Here is a 17,924-nt window from a genome sequence, read left to right as displayed (position 1 = left end):
CACACATACGAAGGAGATATGTCATGGGCACCTCTGCGCTCACATTCCAGGACATGATCCTGGCACTCGAGCATTACTGGGCAGACAAGGGCTGCACCGTCATGCAGCCGTATGACTCCGAGGTAGGTGCAGGCACGTTCCATACGGCAACGCTTCTGCGCTCGCTCGGTCCGGACGCCTGGAGGACCTGCTATCCGCAGCCCTGCCGCCGTCCTGCCGACGGCCGCTACGGCGACAACCCGAACCGCATGCAGCACTACTACCAGTTCCAGGTCGTCCTGAAGCCCTGCCCTGAGGATTCGCAGGACCTCTATCTCGGCTCTCTTGCCGCCATCGGCCTCGATCCTGCCGAGCACGACGTGCGCTTCGTCGAGGACGACTGGGAGAGCCCGACGCTTGGCGCCTGGGGCCTTGGCTGGGAAGTCTGGATGGACGGCATGGAGGTCACGCAGTATACGTACTTCCAGCAGGTCGGCGGCATCGAGGTCGATCCTGTGCCTGTCGAGATCACCTATGGCCTCGAGCGCATTGCCATGTATGCCCAGGGCAAGAACTCCGTCTACGACATCGTCTGGAGCTATCTGCCGGATGGCACGCCGATGACCTACGGCGACGTGTTCCACGAGAACGAGGTCGAGTTCTCGGCCTACAACTTCGAGGTCGCCAACGTCGACATGATGAGGAACAAGTTCGATGACTACGAGCAGGAGTGCCACTCCTGCCTCGAGCGCGAGCTGCCGCTTCCTGCCTATGACTGCGTCATGAAGTGCTCGCATGCCTTCAATCTCCTCGATTCGCGTGGCGCCATCTCGGCGACGGAGCGCGCGAACTACATCCTGCGTGTCCGCACGCTCGCAAAGCTCTGCTGCGAGTCCTATCTCGAGCACGTAGCCAACCGCAACAAGGCACAGGAAGGCGAGGTGGCCTAGATGGCTGAAACGAAGGACTTTCTGCTGGAGATCGGCACCGAAGAGATGCCGAGCGCTCCGCTCATGAACGCACAGAAGCAGCTTGGCGCGCTTGTCGCCAAGAGGCTTGACGCCGAGGGGCTCTCCCATGGGGAGGTCACGACGTTCTCGACGCCGAGGCGCCTGACGGTACAGGTGAAGGATGTCGCTACGGCGACCGAAGAGGTCCACGAGATCAAGCGCGGCCCCAATGCTGCCATCGCCTTCGGCAAGGACGGCAAGCCTTCGAAGGCTGCCCAGGGCTTTGCCCGCAAGTTCGGCCTCGCAGCCGAGGACCTCGCCGTGCGCGAGGACAAGGACGGAAAGACCTATGTGTGGGCAGAGAAGTCCGTGCCGTCCCGCGCAGCCGAAGGCATCCTCTCGTCTCTTGGCCATGACACGATTGCCGGCCTTGAGTGGCCGAACTACCGCAGCCAGCGCTGGGGATCTGAGCATGAGACGTTCGTGCGCCCGATCCGCTGGATCGTGGCACTTCTGGGCGACGAGGTCGTGCCGGTGACCTATGCCGGCGTCACGAGCGGCAACAAGACGCGCGGACACCGCGTGCTCGGCCCGGGCGAGCACGTCGTGAAGACGCCCGCAGACTACGAGAAGGTTCTCGAAGATGCCGGTGTCCTCGGCGAGAAGAGGCGTCGCGAGGCCATCCTCGAGGGCGTCCGCGAGGTCGAGGAAGAGCGCGGAGGTGCCCACGTGGACATGCCGAAGCGCACGTTCGACGAGGTCGTCAACCTCTGCGAGTGGCCGACCGTGCTTGTCGGCAAGTTCGACGAGGAGTTCCTCCAGGTCCCGCATGAGATCATCTGCGAGTCAATGCTCACGAACCAGCGCTACTTCCCGATCTACGACAAGGACGGAGAGCTCACGCGTGAGTTCGTCGTCGTCTCGAACGCAGACCCCAAGGTCTCCGATACGGTCGTCGACGGCAACGAGCGCGTCGTGCGTGCACGTCTCGATGACGCGAAGTTCTTCTATGAGGAGGACCTGAAGCATCCGCTCGAGTACTACGTGGACAAGCTCGACAAGGTCGTCTTCCAGGAGAAGCTCGGCACCGTGCTCCAGAAGACGAAGCGCATGGTCAAGGTTGCTGGAGCTGTCGCCCGCGAGGCCGGCGCTACCGACGAGCAGACGAAGAACGCAGAGCGTGCAGCCTACCTGGCCAAGGCAGACCTCGTGACGCAGGCTGTCGTCGAGTTCACGAGCCAGCAAGGTGTCATGGGCGGCTACTATGCGAAGGCATCCGGCGAGCCCGATGAGGTCGCAGAGGCAATCCGCGAGCAGTACCGTCCGCGCTTTGCAGGAGACGAGATTCCGTCCCATCTGGTCGGCCGCTGCGTCGCCATTGCAGACAAGCTCGATACCGTGTGCGGCATGTTCGCGATCGACGAGCCGCCGACAGGCTCTTCGGACCCGTTTGCACTGCGCAGGAGCGCCATCGGCATCATCGCCATGCTCCGCACGATGCCTCAGGTCTCGCTCTCTGCCATCATCGAGGCTTCGCTTGCTGCCTATGCCGAGCAGGGGCTCGAGTTCGATGCTGCAAAGGTCCAGGAGGCTGTCGAGCAGTTCTTCGCAGGACGTCTTGCTGCCATCGCAAAGGACGAAGGCATCGCACCCGATACGATCGAGGCAGTCTCTGCCGTCGGCGTCATCGATCCGGACGAGTTCCTGAAGCGCGCACACGCTCTCGACGAGGCCCGCTCGGGCGAGCCTGAGCTCTTCGAGGACCTTGCCATCGCCTATGCACGTGCATCGCATCTGGCCGATGCAACGCTCGGCGAGGACGTGGATGAGTCGATTCTCACAGATCCGGAGAAGGACCTGCTTTCTGCCTGCAAGAATGGCAGGGAGGAGGTCGCAGCAGCGCTTGCGGCAAAGGACTATGCCGGCGCCCTTGCAGCGCTTGCAAAGCTCCGCGAGCCCATCGATGCCTTCTTCGACGACGTCCTCGTCATGGATCCGGACGAGGCCATCAAGAACAACCATCTGAGACTTCTGAACAAGTTTGCGCAGACATTTGCCGATGTCGCCGATATCGGCTGCCTTTCGCGAAAGAAGTAGGGCATTTCGGCGGTGCAGCACTTGCACCGCCTGACATATCCTCTAATCTAGCATTGCACGTATTCGTTCGAATTCGAAGGAGGAATCGGGCATGGACACTCTTGAGCTCGATTACCAGCCCCCCAAGGCCAAGGTCCTTGTTATCTCTGACTCTCTCGGAACCACCGCTTCTGCCGTCGTAGACGCAGCCGAGGCGCAGTTCGACAAGGATCTCGTCGACGTCGTCCGCCTGACCAGGGTCCGCACGATCGAAGAGGTCGAGAAGTTCCTGGACGAGCAGATGGAGTCCGACCGCCCGATGGCAGTGTTCCATACGATCGGCACCTCGGCGCTCCGCCGCGAGGTCCGCGATGCCTGCGAGTCGAGGGGCATCCCTTCGATCGACCTCATGGGTCCGGCCATCACGGTGCTGTCCGGCCTCACCGGTGTCGAGCCGTCCGAGGAGGTCGGCGCTCTGCGCAACCGCCAGTAATCAGAGCTAGCATGTCAGAATCACAACTTGTTAACGAAATCAAGCGTAAATCCGTTAACGGCTAAAAAACCATTCTGGCATAGCGCACTGCATTCCTTGGATATACTAAAAAACGTGATCAGTGGATGCCTGCCTCGGGTAACTGCGGCAGGCATCTTCTTGATAGACGGCAAGTACAAGTTGTTTAAGGAGTGCTATGGCTGAGAAGCATGTGTATCGCTTCGGCAAGGACGCCAACGGCAACAATGTGACCGAGGTCGCAGGCAAGACCGTTGACGAAGCGAAGTGGATTACGGGCGGCAAGGGTGCAAACCTTGCAGAGATGGCAAACATCGGTCTTCCTGTCCCTCCAGGATTCACGATTTCCTGCCAGACCTGCGTCGCCTACTCTGGTGCTGGCAACGTGTGGCCTGATGGCGTTCTCGACGAGATCGATATCTACCGCAAGGATCTCGAGGAGCGCATGGGCAAGAAGCTCGGCGACAAGGAGGATCCTCTGCTTGTCTCCGTCCGTTCCGGTGCACCGTTCTCGATGCCGGGCATGATGGACACGGTCCTGAACCTCGGTCTCAACGATGACTCCGTCCAGGGCCTCATCAAGCAGACCCAGAACCCGCGCTTCGCATGGGACTCCTATCGTCGTTTCGTCCAGATGTTCTCTGACGTCGTCATGGGCGTGAATGGCCAGCTCTTCGAGGATGCCATCAACGCCAAGAAGGCCGAGAAGGGCGTCAAGCTCGACACCGAGCTCGATGCAGACGACCTCAAGGACCTCGTCGCAACCTTCAAGCAGATCTTCGCCGACAACGTCGACGCAGAGAAGTATCCCGAGGTTGCAGAGGGCGGCAAGGCTGTCTTCCCGTCCGATCCGTACCTGCAGCTCCGCCTTGCAGAGCAGGCAGTCTTCGGCTCCTGGAACACGCCGCGCGCAATCCTCTACCGCAAGCAGAACAAGATCCCCGACGATCTCGGCACGGCCGTGAACGTCCAGGTCATGGTCTTCGGCAACAAGGGCAACACCTCCGCAACCGGCGTCGCCTTCACGCGCAACCCTGCTGACGGCTCCAACGAGCGCTACGGCGACTTCCTCGTCAACGCTCAGGGCGAAGACGTCGTGGCTGGCATCCGCAACACCCAGCCGATCTCCGACCTCCCGAAGACCCCGGGCCTCGAGGCGGCAGGCAAGGAGCTCTACCACGTCTTCGAGATCCTCGAGGACCACTACGCAGACATGATGGACCTCGAGTTCACCATCGAGCAGGGCAAGCTCTGGATGCTCCAGACCCGTGTCGGCAAGCGCACTGCACTTTCCGCTCTCAAGGTCGCCATCCAGATGTATGAAGAGGGCCGCATCACCAAGGAGCAGGCTGTCATGCGCGTCGCTCCTGAGCAGCTCGACCAGCTTCTGCACCCGCAGTTCGACAAGTCCGCAAAGTACGATGTCCTCGCCAAGGGCCTCAACGCTTCTCCTGGTGCAGCAACCGGCGGCGTCGTCTTCTCCTCTGCCGATGCAGAGGCCTTCAAGGAGGCAGGCAAGCCCTGCATCCTCGTCCGCTGGGAGACCACGCCTGACGACCTCAAAGGCATGGTTGCAGCTGAGGGCATCCTGACGTCTCACGGCGGCAAGACCTCTCACGCAGCAGTCATCGCTCGTGGCATGGGCGCGCCGTGCGTCTGCGGCGTCGAGGCACTGAACATCGATGCTCCTAACAAGATGGTCTCCGTCTCCGGCACCGATGTCGTGCTCCACGAGGGCGACGTCATCTCCATCGACGGCACGACCGGCGATGTCATCCTGGGCGAGGTTCCTCTGGTACGTCCAGAGCTCGGCGGCGACCTCGAGACCATCCTCGACTGGGCCGACGAGATCCGCAAGGATTCGGAGCGCGGCCGCGTCATCGGTGTCCGTGCAAACGCCGACAACCCGGCAGATGCACAGCTCTCTGCTGACAACGGCGCAGAGGGCATCGGTCTCGACCGTACCGAGCACATGTTCCTCGGCGATCGCAAGCAGCTCATCCAGAACTTCATCCTCGCAGAGGACGACGCCGTCAAGGCTGACTCCCTCGAGAAGCTCGGTGCTGCCCAGAAGGGCGACTTCCTCGGCATGTTCAAGGCCATGGACGGCAAGACCGTCATCGTCCGTCTCCTTGACCCGCCTCTGCACGAGTTCCTCGACAACCCGCGCGATCTTGAAGTCGAGATTACCAAGGAGGAGGATGCTGGAAAGGACTGCACCGAGAAGCGCCAGCTCCTGGCAAAGCTCGACTCCTTCCAGGAGGCCAACCCGATGCTCGGCCTTCGTGGCTGCCGTCTCGGCCTCGTCTATCCTGAGCTCAACGTAATGCAGGTCAAGGCAATCGCCTCTGCAGCAGCCGAGCTCATCAAGCAGGGCCTGAACCCGAAGCCGGAGATCATGATTCCGCTTGTCGGCTTCGAGCGCGAGATCGAGATCGTCCGTGGTGTCGTCGAGGAGAACGTCAAGAAGGTCGCCGACGAGTACGGCGTCGAGCTTGACATCCCCGTGGGCACGATGATCGAGCTTCCGCGTGCTGCCATCATGAGCGAGGATATCGCTCATCACGCAGACTTCTTCTCCTTCGGCACGAACGACCTCACGCAGACCTGCCTCGGCTTCTCTCGTGACGACGTCGAGTCCGCATTCATGCCGCTCTACCTCGAGAAGAAGATCGTCAAGACGAACCCGTTCGCAACGCTCGATCCGGGTGTCGCAAAGCTCGTCGAGATGGGCGTCAAGGGTGGCCACAAGGGCAACCCGAACATCGTCTGCGGCGTCTGCGGCGAGACCGGTGGCGATCCTGAGTCCATCCACATGTACTACGACCTCGGCCTCGACTACGTGTCCTGCTCGCCGTACCGCGTGCCTATCGCACGTCTTGCTGCGGCACAGGCAAAGATCGAGTCCAACGGCGGCGCAAAGACGCTTGCCAAGTAGGCATATCGCCTGACTGATTGAAGGGAGGGACGCGCTGAGCGTCCCTCCCTTTGTGCTATCTTGGATTGTGCAGGTTATCTGCAGTCATGTTTCTGTTGTGGCGGAGCCAGACCTGCCGTATAATCACATCTTGTGTGTAAACCTATGTGTCGTTCGCAGGAGCGTCGGCACCTCTAGAGACAAGGAACGAATATGGACTACATCCGCGCTATCGAGCGTCAGCAGATCCGCGAAGACATTCCGCAGATCCTCGTCGGCGACAATGTGAAGGTTCACTACCGCATCAAGGAAGGCGACCGCGAGCGTATTCAGGTCTTCCAGGGCGACGTCATCCGCATGAGCGGCGCAGGCGCACGCGAGACCTTCACGGTCCGCAAGATTAGCTTCGGTATCGGCGTCGAGCGTACCTTCCCGGTGAACTCCCCGAAGATCGCCAAGCTCGAGGTTGTCCGTCACGGCGAGGTCAACCGCGCAAAGCTCTACTATCTGCGCGACCGCGTCGGCAAGGCTGCTCGCATCCGCGAGAAGCGTGCCTAAGCACACAAGCACGGAAGGAAGAGGGCCGATGAGGCCCTCTTCTGCTATAGAGGGAGCCGCTGGTGGAGAAGAGAGAGCCTGCACGCGATATAGCGCGGAAGCTGCATGGGGCGAGCTTCGAGGAGCTTGGCGCCCTCGAAGAGCTCTATAGGGATGACAGCAGAAAGCAGGTCCAGGACGCGCTTGCGCGCGCAGATAGACGGCACGAGAAGGAGGCAGCAGAACGTGAGCGTGTCGAGCAGATGTATGCCCTCCAGGAAGAGCTCGGTGGCCCTGGGCTTGTCATCGGCGTCGACGAGGTCGGACGTGGCGCCATAGCAGGACCTCTGACCGTCGGTGCCGTCATCCTGCCAGCAGATCCCAAGATCTGGGGCCTCAATGATTCGAAGCAGCTGACGCCAGAGAAGAGGGAAGTGCTTGCGGCAGAGATTGCAGATGTCGCCATCGCTATCGGCATGGCCCATATCCCGCCCGAGACGATAGATGCTCTCGGCATGTCGGCATGCCTGAGGCGTGCCATGGCAGAGGCGATCGCTTCCTGCGGTGTCGAGCCTGACTGCGTCCTGATCGATGGCAACCCGGTGCATGTCCACCCGAAGGAGAAGACCCTTGTGAAGGGCGATGCACGCATCGCTGCCATCGCTGCAGCCTCCATCGTCGCCAAGGTCACGCGAGACCATCTCATGTGCGAGCTTGCGGAGGAATATCCTGCCTACGGGTGGGATGCCTGCAAGGGGTATGGCTCGAAGGAGCACATCGATGCCATCAGGAAATATGGCCTCACACCCTATCACCGGGCATCGTTCTGCAGCAATTTTGTGGAGGGCACCAGGCTCTTCTGATGTTTTCTCTGCCTGAGCTGCTTGCAGCCATGCTTCTGACCAGCACCTCTGGGGTAGCTGCCAGCTTCCTGCGAGGTCCGTGGCAGCGAAGGCTTCTATCTGTGCAAGACGTCTTTGCCATAGTCCTTTCAGCGAAAGAAGGGAGCCTCTATGGCAGAGCGTGGGAATGGCGCAGAAGAGCTGGACGAAAAGGAAGCCAGGGAGTTCGGCGGAAGGCCGGCGGTCTTCTGGCATGCTGGAGATGAAGGCACCGAAGAAGGCGCCTCGCTCCATCAACAGGGCATACGCATCGCTGCATCCTATTTCCGCTACCGGGAGGCAGACATCCTCTCTCTGGGAGATGGAAGCAAGGATACGCCGGATATCTGCTGCACGCTTGACGGCGAGACCATCCTTGCGGACATGGTATCTGTCTCCGATATCGAAGAGCAGATGTCCATACCAGAACTGACGGTCACGTCGGACGACTTCTGGCGCTGCCGCAGGAAAGCGCTCCTGTGGCTTGCAGACCATCGCGTCCCTTCGGTGCGCTACGACCTGATGGCGCTGGGCATCTTCGCTCCGAAGCATGCGCGCATCCGCCATCTTGCCGGCGTCTATTTCTGGTCGGACGAGCCAGACCAGCTTGCCTTCTACTGCTCAGATGAAGACGAAGGCAGTCTGCGATGAGCGGGGAGGAACGCTTCGAGCTCGATCCAGATGATGCCGGCTATCCGGCACTGGTGCAGGAAGGCTATGAGACGCCGCCGCATATTTACGGCATAGGGGACCCGGAGGCGCTCCAAGGGCCTTGCATCTCCATCATCGGGGCCCGGAGAGCGACACCTTATGGGCTCGAGGTCGCGCATATGGCAGGAAGGGTCTCGGCTGAGGCAGGCATCTGCATCGTCTCGGGAGGGGCGCTTGGCTGCGATGCCCAGGCAAGCAGGGGAGCGCTCGAGGCAGGCGGACGTACGGTCATCGTCTCAGGATGCGGCGCCGACCGTGTCTACCCAAGGTCTTCGGATGATATCTTTGCAGCGGCAAGGAAAGGCGCTGGCTGTGTCATTTCGCTTGAAAGGTGGGGCGAAGGGCCAAAGCGCTATACGTTTCCCAAGCGCAATGTCCTGATTGCTGCACTCTCGCCCGTCCTCATTGTCTGCGAGGCAGGCAGGAAATCCGGGACCATGGGAACAGCGGAGGCTGCCATGGAGATGGGGCGAAGCGTCTACGCCGTGCCAGGCTCGATATTCTCGCCGACTTCCCAGGGAACGAACTATCTGATCCAGAATGGCTGCGGCCTCATCGCAGACGAGCTCGGCCTCGAGCAGGTGCTCTCGAGCGATTATGGATGCGAACGCAGGCTCACCCGGTCTGGCATGCCAGCCTGGGGACGTGTTCTTTCGGCGCTCGTGGCCTCTCCGATGCGCCCGCAGGATCTCGCGGGTAAGATAGGTCTCGATGAACTGACAGTCGCCGATACGCTCTCATCCTATGAAGAGATGGGGCTCGTGACGAAGCTTCCGGACGGATGCTTCGCCCCGAGCGAGAAGGCGTATCGCCTCATGGAAGCGGAGCCAGACGGATGACAGATACGGTCACAGTCGTAGGAGCAGGACTTGCAGGGTCGGAATGCGCATTGCAGCTCGCCCATAGGGGCGTGCCTGTGAAGCTCTATGAGCAGCGCCCGACGAACAATACGGTGGCACATCATACTGACCGCTGTGCTGAGCTTGTCTGCTCGAACTCGCTCAAGGCGACACGGCTCGAGAGTGCAGCCGGACTCCTCAAGCACGAGCTCGAGACGATGGGGTCATATGTCCTGGCTGCTGCCAAGGAGCATGCAGTGCCGGCAGGCGGCGCGCTTGCCGTGGACCGCGATGGGTTCTCGGAAGCGGTGACCGAGATGGTCGAGGCGGAGCCTCTGATCGAACTTGTCCGCGAAGAGGTGTGCGAGCTGCCGGAAGGCCCTGCTGTCATCGCCGCGGGCCCGCTCTGCTCGGATGCGCTCTTCAAGGCACTGTCTGACAAGCTCGGCGGTGCAGCGCTTTCCTTCTTCGATGCAGCAGCCCCCATCGTCGACGCCGAGACGATCGACCGCACACGTGTCTTTGCGCAGTCGCGCTACGAGGAAGAGAGCTCAGGGGACTACCTGAACTGCCCCATGGACAAGGAGGAGTATCAGAGGTTCTACGACGAGCTCATCTCGGCCAAGCGCGTGATTGCTCGCGATTTCGAGCAGTCAGATCTCTTCTGCGCCTGCCAGCCGGTCGAGGAAGTGGCACGCACGGGTGTCGATTCCCTGCGCTTCGGTGCCTTGAAGCCGGTTGGCCTCAAGGATCCACGTACCGGCAGGCGTCCCTGGGCGGCCGTGCAGATGAGAGCCGAGAACAAGGCTGGCACTGCCTACAATATGGTGGGCTTCCAGACGAACCTTACCTGGCCCGAGCAGAAAAGGGTCTTCCGCCTGATTCCAGGACTTGAGGAGGCAGAGTTCTTCCGCTACGGCGTCATGCACAGAAATACGTTCGTCGAATCGCCGAAGGTCCTCGACCGTACCTTCGGCATCCCTGGCACGAAGATCCGCCTTGCCGGGCAGATCTGCGGCACGGAAGGCTATGTCGAGGCTATCGCTTCGGGCCTGCTTGCGGCGCTCAATACCTACGCAGACATCACGGACAAGCCTCTCGTCACGCTTCCGCCCGAGACAGCCTTCGGTGCGCTTGCCGCCTACGCGACCGATCCGGAGACGAAGGACTATCAGCCGATGCATGTGAATTTCGGTCTCGTGCCACCTCTTGCAGACCAGTCGCTCAAGAAGCGCGAACGCTATGCGGCCTACCGTGACCGTGCCATTGCTCAGATGGATGCCTTCATGGAAGAGCGCAGAGATCTCTTCGAGAAGGAAGCATGACAGAGGCTGCGGATGCCCGCACGGAGGACCAGACGCGCTTTGCGGACGAAGCGGAAGAATTCCTGCAGTACCTCGGCGAGATCAGGAACCTCTCGCCCCAGACGGTGCGGGCCTATCGCACAGACCTTGCTGCCTACATCGCTTGGACGAAGCGTGAGGGAGTGCTTCCGCATGAGGTGACGCACCGCCAGCTCAGGAGCTACCTCTTCGAGCTCAAGCGTGCAGGATATGCCACGACGACGATCGACAGGCACCTGAGCGCGCTGCGCTCCTGCTACAAGTGGCTCCTGGGCGAGGGGAAGATCGCGACAGATGCGGCTGAGGCCGTCTCTGGCCCGAAACGCGCAAAGCGCCTGCCCCATGCAATGACGGACAGCGAGGCTGACCGTCTCATCGAGGCCTGTCCCGAGACGCCAGAAGGCCTGCGGGACAGGGCCTTCCTCGAGCTCCTCTATGCGACTGGCGCCCGCATCTCAGAGGCTTCTGCCCTCGATCGGAAGGATATCGATTCTGACCAGATGCTTGTGCACCTCTTCGGCAAGGGCTCGAAGGAGCGCATCGTGCCCATATATAGAAGCGCCCTTGACGCCGTGGAGCGCTACGAGAGGGAAGCGCGGCCGCTCTTTGCAAAGGAGAGCCCCGTGATGACAGATGCACTCTTTCTCTCCGCACGCGGACGCCGCATGAGTGCCGATGCCTTGCGCAGGCGCTTCAGAGAGGCTTCGGCCGAGGCGGGGATCGATCCGACCTATACGCCCCACTCCCTCCGACATGCCTTCGCGACGGAACTGCTTTCAGGCGGTGCCGATATGAGGAGCGTCCAGGAGCTCCTGGGACATGAATCGCTTGCGACGACGCAGATCTATACGCATCTTTCGATCGACCGTCTCAAGGATGCGACGCACACGGCGCATCCGAGGGGGTAGAATCTGTGGAGACTGCGTGGAAGTTTTCGTCCTGCGTCTGAAAAATCATGCAGGACCCGTGAAGAGCATTTGCCAGAGACGGGAAGCAGAAGCGCTGCTATACTAAGTACTTGCTGTGCGTCCGCACGGCAAAAGTCGCACACGTGACTACTCGGAGGCCATGGTGCCCGCAGCCATAAGCCAGGCTGAGGGTGGTGCTCCGGGGCTGACATCACGTGGAGGAAGAACCAATGGAGGTTTGAACATGGCTGTCAAGATCAATCTCAAGACCCTGCTCGAGGCTGGCTGCCACTATGGCCACCAGACGCGTCGCTGGAACCCGAAGATGAAGCCCTATATCTTCGGCGAGCGCAACGGCGTCTACATCCTCGACCTCAAGCAGACGGTCATCGATGCCGACCAGGCATACACGTTCCTCAAGGAGACCGCTGCCAAGGGTGGCACCATCCTGTTCGTCGGCACGAAGAAGCAGGCTCAGGAGGCCATCAAGACCCAGGCCGAGCGCTGCGGCATGCCGTACATCGCTGAGCGCTGGCTCGGCGGCATGCTCACGAACTTCACGACGATGCGTTCCCGTATCGACCGCATGGAAGAGCTCGAGGCCATGGTCGAGGACGGCCGCATGGCTACGCTCCCGAAGAAGGAGCAGGCTGTGCTCGGCAAGGAGCTCGAGAAGCTCCAGCGCAACCTCGGTGGCGTCCGTGATATGAAGTCCCTTCCGCAGGCTCTCTTCGTCGTCGACACGAAGCGCGAGGAGCTCGCTGTCCGCGAGGCCAACCGCCTTCACATCCCTGTTGTCGGCCTTCTCGACACGAACTCCGATCCTGACGTGATCGATTACGGCATCCCTGCAAACGACGACGCTATCCGTTCCGTCGCCCTTCTGACCGAGCTTGTTGCCGACGCAATCCTCGCTGGCACGGGCAAGGAGCAGATCACCGAGGCCGAGATGGCAGGTGCAGCCGAGCCGGCTGCAGAGGCACCTGCTGCAGAGTAAGTAGCTGGAAACCGCAAAGTAACTACGCTTTAAGGAGGTCACATGGCAACCAAGATCACCGCCGCCATGGTCAAGCAGCTCCGTGAGATGACTGACTCCCCGATGATGGAGTGCAAGAAGGCACTCGTCGAGGCTGATGGCGACATCGACAAGGCCGTCGATGTCCTTCGCAAGATGGGCGTCGCAAAGGCTGTCAAGCGCGCTGGCCGTGACACGAACGAGGGCACCGTCGCTGCCTTCATCTCTGAGGATGGCAAGAAGGCAGCTCTTCTCGAGCTCTCCTGCGAGACCGACTTCGTCGGCACGAACCCGAAGTTCGTCGGCTTCGCCACGAAGCTTGCTGGTGTCGTTGCAGAGAACAACCCTGCTGACGTCGACGCTCTGAAGGCTCTTCCGATGGCCGAGACGACTGTCGCTGACGAGCTCACCGAGCAGATCCACCTCTTCGGCGAGAACATGAAGGTCCTGCGCTTCGTTGCCCGCTCCACGGAAAATGGCGCCTTCGGCTCCTACATCCACAACGGCGGCAAGATCGGCGTCATCGTCGAGTTCTCCTTCACGAAGCCTGAGACCGGCGCCAGCGAGGAGTTCAAGACGTTCGCCCACGACGTCGCACTCCACGTTGCAGCTGTGAACCCGATTAGCGCTCGTCGCGAGGATGTCCCTGCCGAGACCATCGAGCACGAGATGAGCATCTACAAGGCACAGGCAGCCGAGTCCGGCAAGCCCGAGGCCATCCAGGAGCGCATCGCTCAGGGCCGCATGGAGAAGTTCTACAAGGAGTCCGTCCTGACCGAGCAGGAGTTCGTCAAGAATCCCGACGTCACGGTCGGCCAGCTTGCAAGCCAGGTCTCCAAGTCCCTCGGCGACACGATCGAGGTCGTGAAGTTCGACCGCTTCGAGTTTGGCGAGTAGTTCGAAATATGAGAGCCGGCCTTCGGGCCGGCTCTTTTTTTATGGCGCGAGACCGTTGGTCCTGCTGGGCCCGTTCATATATGCGCCGCTTTGGTACAATCACCTATTGACCTGCGTGCCCGAAGACACGCATAGGATTGAGCTGAGTGGAGGATATCTTGTCCGGCTACAAGTATAAGCGGGTGCTCCTCAAGCTTTCAGGCGAGGCCCTCATGGGCTCCCAGAGCTTCGGCATCGACCCCAAGGTAATGAACAGGCTTGCTGAAGAGATAAAGCCGATCTGGGAAGACGGCGAGGAGATTGCCATCGTTATCGGCGGCGGCAACATCTTCCGTGGGCTCTCCGGAGCGGCACAGGGCATGGACCGTGCCCAGGCAGATAACATGGGCATGCTGGCTACCGTCATCAATTGCCTGTCCCTGCAGGATACGTTCGAGCATCATGGGATGGACTGCCGCGTCATGAGCGCCCTCGAGATCCGCCAGGTCGCAGAGACCTATATCCGCCGCCGTGCCATCAGGCACCTCGAGAAGGGCCGCATCACGATCTTTGCGGCTGGCACCGGAAATCCCTACTTCACGACGGATACTGCAGCAGCGCTTCGTGCCTGCGAAATCAATGCCGAGGTCCTCATGAAGGCAACGAAGGTCGATGGCATCTACGACAAGGATCCTGTGAAGTATCCGGATGCGAAGAAGTACGATACCATCACCTATCTCGATGTCCTGACGAAGGACCTGAAAGTTATGGATGCAACTGCCACGGCGCTCTGCCATGACAACCACATGCCGATCCTGGTCTTCAACATCGAGACCCCTGGCGTCATCAAGAAAGCGCTGTGTGGCGAGCCGGTTGGCACCACCGTCGTAGAGGAGGCATAGAGTGAGCGAGATCACCGATTACGCAAAGAGCCATATGGAGAAGTGCCTGAAGGCACTCCAGGACAATTTCTCCCGTGTCCGTACAGGCAGGGCAAACCCGCATGTGCTGGATGACATCATGGTTGACTACTACGGCCAGAAGACGCCTGTGACCCAGCTTGCTGGCGTCAAGGTCCCCGAGGCTGCCACGCTCGTCGTCGAGCCGTGGGACAAGTCGTCCCTGCGCTCGATCGAGAAGGCCATCGAGGCATCCGATCTCGGCATTACCCCGTCGAACGACGGCATGTGCATCAGGCTTCCGTTCCCGCAGCCGACGGAGGAGCGCCGCAAGGAGCTTGTCCGGGAGTGCCAGAAGTACGCCGAGGAGGCAAAGGTCTCCATCCGCAACGTCCGCCGCGATGCGAACGAGAAGGCGGAGAAGGATGACAGCTACTCCGAGGACGACGTGAAGCGCGAGAAGAAGGCCATCCAGAAGCTCACCGATACCTATGTGGACAAGGTCTCCTCTATGCTCAAGACGAAGACTGCCGAAGTGATGGAGATCTAGGTGCAGATCGATTCCGAAAAGCTTCAAGCCTACTATGCGGATGCGCCAGACGATATTGCCCTTTCCGATATCGATCTTGCGCGCATCCCGCGTCATGTCTCGATCATCATGGACGGCAATGGCCGCTGGGCGAAGGCGCGTGGCCTTGACCGCTCCGAAGGCCATGTCGCAGGCGTCTCATCATTGCGCGAAGCCGTGACGACGAGCGTCAGGCTTGGCCTCGATGTGCTTTCCGTCTATGCCTTCTCGACCGAGAACTGGAAGCGTCCGCAGCATGAGGTGGATCTCCTCATGCATCTCTTCGCGACAACGCTGGTGCATGAGCTTCCGCTCTTCCACCAGGAGAACGTGAAGCTCCGCTTCCTGGGCGACATCGAGTCGCTTCCTCAGGAGACGCGTGACGTCTTCCAGGAGGGCCTCGACGAGACCGCTGATCATACAGGCATGGTGTTCGCGCTTGCCGTGAACTATGGTGCACGCAAGGAGATAGTGCGTGCGGCTCGGCAGCTTGCAGAGGCCGCCTGCGCCGGGAGCATTGCGCCGGAAGAGATCGATGAAGATATGTTCTCCTCGCATCTCTATACGGCAGGGCTTCCCGACCCCGATCTTCTGATCAGGACGTCCGGCGAGCTGAGGCTTTCGAACTATCTGCTCTGGCAGCTTGCCTATACCGAATTCTATGCAACCGATGTCTTCTGGCCCGACTTCACGCGCTGGGACTTCCTGCGCGCCATCCGCTCGTTCCAGGGGAGGAACAGGCGGTTCGGAGGGGTCCAGAACGCATGAGCGGACATGAAGGGGAGAGCGGACACAGCGGGGAGAGCCGTGGACTTGACCGCGGCATCGATTCGCTCGAGCGGAAGCGCCAGGCGAAAGAGCCTGCCCGCATTGCGGGAACGCTCCGCGGCCAGAAGGTGCGCCTCGGCACGGAGAAGCTCCTGACGAGGACGACCTCCGGCATCATCTACGCGATCGTCGTGCTTGCAGGCCTCTTCATCGGCCCTCATGCGACGATGATTCTCGTGGCGGGCATGGCATGGCTGTGCTGCTCCGAGTTCTTCCGCATGTGCCGCATGTCTGGCAGGATGCCGAACGAGGCCATCGGCCTTGGCGCGGCAGTGCTCTTCCCTCTGGCTGCGCAGTTCAATGGCTACCAGTCGCTCATGGCCCTTCTCATCATCCTCTGCTTCGCTGTCGCGGGCTGGTATGTCGTGACGCCACGTGCGAACATCGCCGATGTCGCGACGACGATCTTCGGGCCGATCTATACGAGCTTCCTCTTCTCGAGCGTCGTCCTCATCAGGAATGTGGACCCCGGCTTCGAAGGAGCGCTCCTTGCCTTCGGCGTCATGGGCTCCATCTGGGCAAATGATGCAATGGCCTATCTGGTCGGGTCGAGGATCGGACGCCATAAGATGGCGCCACGCATCTCCCCGCACAAGTCATGGGAAGGCTTTGCCGGCGGCATGTGCGCCTCTCTCATCGTCTGGCTCCTGACTGCAGCGCTCCATGTCTGTGGCGTCACGTGGCCGCTGGCCCTTGCGGGCGGCCTTCTTTCGGGCATCGGCGGCGTTGTTGGCGATCTCTTCGAGTCCAGGATCAAGCGCGGTGTCGGCGTCAAGGATTCCGGCAACATCATGCCTGGCCACGGTGGCCTTCTCGATCGCTCCGACTCCATGCTCTTCGGTGCGACTGCGGCCTATTTCATACTTTTCCTAGGAGGAATCCTTTGAGCTTGAAGACGACTTCTGAGACGGCTTTGGTGCCGGAAGGAAGGAAGCTGCGTCTGGCTGTGCTTGGGGCCTCGGGCTCCATCGGCACGCAGACGCTCGATGTCGTGAGGCATCACAGGGACAAGACCGAAATCGTCTGCCTCTCGGTACACACGAGGACCGATGTCGCTGCAGCCGCAGCGCGCGAGTTCGGCTGCCGCCTCATTGCCGTGACCGATCCGGCCCATGCCCATGATGCTGCGCTCGAAGACCTGCCCGAGGGCACGAAGGTGCTCGTCGGCCCTGAAGCGCTCGTAGAGCTTGCGACCAGGGACGATGTGGACTGCGTCGTATCGGCGGTCGTCGGCTTCGCTGGCATCGAATCGAGCTATGCCGCAGCCAAGGCGGGAAAGCGCCTTGCCTACGCGAACAAGGAATCCATCGTCGTCGGCGGCGACCTCATCATGCCGCTCCTTCAGCCGGGCCAGCTTGTGCCGGTCGATTCAGAGCACTCCGCCATCTTCCAGTGCCTTCAGGGGGAGGAGAAGGGCACTATCGAGACGATCTGGCTCACCTGTTCGGGAGGTCCGTTCTATGGGATGGAGCGCAAGCGTCTGCGTGAAGTGACCGTCGCGGATGCGCTGGCGCATCCGACATGGTCCATGGGATCGAAGATCACGATCGATTCTGCGACGCTCATGAACAAGGGCCTCGAGGTCATCGAAGCCTGCCGTCTCTTCGATGTGGACGAGGCGCAGGTGCATGTCCTCATCCAGCGCCAGAGCCGCATCCACTCGATGGTGGAGTTTGTCGATGGCTCCGTGAAGGCGCAGATGGGTGCTTCCGATATGAGGAGCTGCATCCGCTATGCCCTGAGCTATCCTGGACGCTGGGCATCGCCCGAGGCAGAGCGCGTCTCCTGGGGCAAAGAGCAGCCGCTCACGTTCGGCGAAGCAGATATGCAGACTTTCGGGTGCCTTGCGCTTGCCAGAGAGGCATATCGCCGAGGGGGTACGCTTCCCTGTGTGATGAATGCAGCGAACGAGGTGGCAAATGCTGCCTTCCGCCATGGTTCCTGCGGCTTCCTTGATATCGAGGACACCGTCCGTGCCGTGATGGATGGCGCGAAGATCGAGCCTGTCGAGAGTGTCGAGCAGCTCGAGGAGGTCGACGCCTGCGCCCGTGCAGCTGCACGCAGCTATCTCGGGAGGAGGCGCTAG

The 17,924-nt window shown here is 60.9% G+C and carries 17 protein-coding genes; all 17 read left to right on the top strand.

Annotation, left to right across the window (positions count from 1 at the left end):
- Positions 1-23: 23 nt before the first annotated feature.
- The 17 genes from ABVS03_RS02275 to dxr all read left to right on the top strand — a co-directional run bounded on the left by ABVS03_RS02275 (position 24) and on the right by dxr (position 17,924).
- Positions 24-929, top strand: a complete 906-nt coding sequence (locus ABVS03_RS02275; protein WP_368017855.1) for a glycine--tRNA ligase subunit alpha — start codon at positions 24-26, stop codon at positions 927-929.
- Complete coding sequence (glyS, locus tag ABVS03_RS02270) at positions 930-3,026, top strand: glycine--tRNA ligase subunit beta (protein WP_368017854.1); 2,097 nt, start codon at positions 930-932, stop codon at positions 3,024-3,026.
- Between the two features lie 91 nt (positions 3,027-3,117).
- Positions 3,118-3,498, top strand: coding sequence for a kinase/pyrophosphorylase (locus ABVS03_RS02265; protein ID WP_330971940.1), 381 nt, complete (start codon positions 3,118-3,120; stop codon positions 3,496-3,498).
- Positions 3,499-3,694: 196 nt separating this feature from the next.
- Entirely contained in the window at positions 3,695-6,454 is a 2,760-nt protein-coding gene (gene ppdK / locus ABVS03_RS02260) for a pyruvate, phosphate dikinase (RefSeq protein ID WP_368017853.1), read from the top strand.
- 192 nt (positions 6,455-6,646) lie between these two features.
- Positions 6,647-6,991 carry a 50S ribosomal protein L19 gene (rplS, locus tag ABVS03_RS02255; protein WP_330971938.1) on the top strand — a complete coding sequence of 115 codons (345 nt, stop codon included), beginning with the start codon at positions 6,647-6,649 and terminating at the stop codon, positions 6,989-6,991.
- A 62-nt stretch (positions 6,992-7,053) separates the two neighbouring features.
- A complete protein-coding gene (locus ABVS03_RS02250) occupies positions 7,054-7,833 on the top strand; it encodes a ribonuclease HII (RefSeq protein ID WP_368017852.1) in 780 nt (259 codons plus the stop codon).
- Positions 7,834-7,983: 150 nt separating this feature from the next.
- Positions 7,984-8,502 (top strand): hypothetical protein, encoded by a 519-nt coding sequence (locus ABVS03_RS02245; RefSeq protein ID WP_368017851.1) that lies wholly within the window; start codon positions 7,984-7,986, stop codon positions 8,500-8,502.
- A complete protein-coding gene (locus tag ABVS03_RS02240; RefSeq protein ID WP_368017850.1) occupies positions 8,499-9,401 on the top strand; it encodes a DNA-processing protein DprA in 903 nt (300 codons plus the stop codon). Before ABVS03_RS02245 ends, ABVS03_RS02240 begins: the two co-directional genes overlap by 4 nt.
- Complete coding sequence (trmFO, locus tag ABVS03_RS02235; protein ID WP_368017849.1) at positions 9,398-10,726, top strand: methylenetetrahydrofolate--tRNA-(uracil(54)-C(5))-methyltransferase (FADH(2)-oxidizing) TrmFO; 1,329 nt, start codon at positions 9,398-9,400, stop codon at positions 10,724-10,726. Before ABVS03_RS02240 ends, trmFO begins: the two co-directional genes overlap by 4 nt.
- Entirely contained in the window at positions 10,723-11,652 is a 930-nt protein-coding gene (gene xerA / locus ABVS03_RS02230) for a site-specific tyrosine recombinase/integron integrase (RefSeq protein ID WP_368017848.1), read from the top strand. The genes trmFO and xerA overlap by 4 nt, the downstream gene beginning before the upstream one ends.
- Before the next feature lie 244 nt (positions 11,653-11,896).
- Entirely contained in the window at positions 11,897-12,649 is a 753-nt protein-coding gene (gene rpsB / locus ABVS03_RS02225) for a 30S ribosomal protein S2 (RefSeq protein WP_330971932.1), read from the top strand.
- Between the two features lie 42 nt (positions 12,650-12,691).
- Complete coding sequence (gene tsf, locus ABVS03_RS02220) at positions 12,692-13,564, top strand: translation elongation factor Ts (protein WP_368017847.1); 873 nt, start codon at positions 12,692-12,694, stop codon at positions 13,562-13,564.
- Between the two features lie 158 nt (positions 13,565-13,722).
- Entirely contained in the window at positions 13,723-14,445 is a 723-nt protein-coding gene (gene pyrH, locus ABVS03_RS02215; protein WP_330971930.1) for a UMP kinase, read from the top strand.
- Between the two features lies 1 nt (position 14,446).
- Positions 14,447-14,992: a ribosome recycling factor gene (frr, locus tag ABVS03_RS02210; protein ID WP_368017846.1), complete on the top strand. Its 546-nt coding sequence runs from the start codon at positions 14,447-14,449 to the stop codon at positions 14,990-14,992.
- Positions 14,993-15,778 (top strand): isoprenyl transferase, encoded by a 786-nt coding sequence (locus ABVS03_RS02205; RefSeq protein WP_330971928.1) that lies wholly within the window; start codon positions 14,993-14,995, stop codon positions 15,776-15,778. It begins immediately after the preceding gene.
- The gene (locus ABVS03_RS02200) at positions 15,775-16,725 is read left to right on the top strand and encodes a phosphatidate cytidylyltransferase (protein WP_368017845.1); all 951 of its coding nucleotides are present in this window, start codon (positions 15,775-15,777) and stop codon (positions 16,723-16,725) included. Before ABVS03_RS02205 ends, ABVS03_RS02200 begins: the two co-directional genes overlap by 4 nt.
- Positions 16,722-17,924 (top strand): 1-deoxy-D-xylulose-5-phosphate reductoisomerase, encoded by a 1,203-nt coding sequence (dxr, locus tag ABVS03_RS02195; RefSeq protein WP_368017844.1) that lies wholly within the window; start codon positions 16,722-16,724, stop codon positions 17,922-17,924. Before ABVS03_RS02200 ends, dxr begins: the two co-directional genes overlap by 4 nt.

Origin of the sequence: Olsenella sp. AGMB03486 (assembly GCF_040884255.1) — a bacterium.
Lineage (GTDB): Bacteria > Actinomycetota > Coriobacteriia > Coriobacteriales > Atopobiaceae > Olsenella_L > Olsenella_L kribbiana.
The sequence above is the reverse complement of the archived record's forward strand: the minus strand, read 5'-3'. Positions and strand labels throughout refer to the sequence as shown.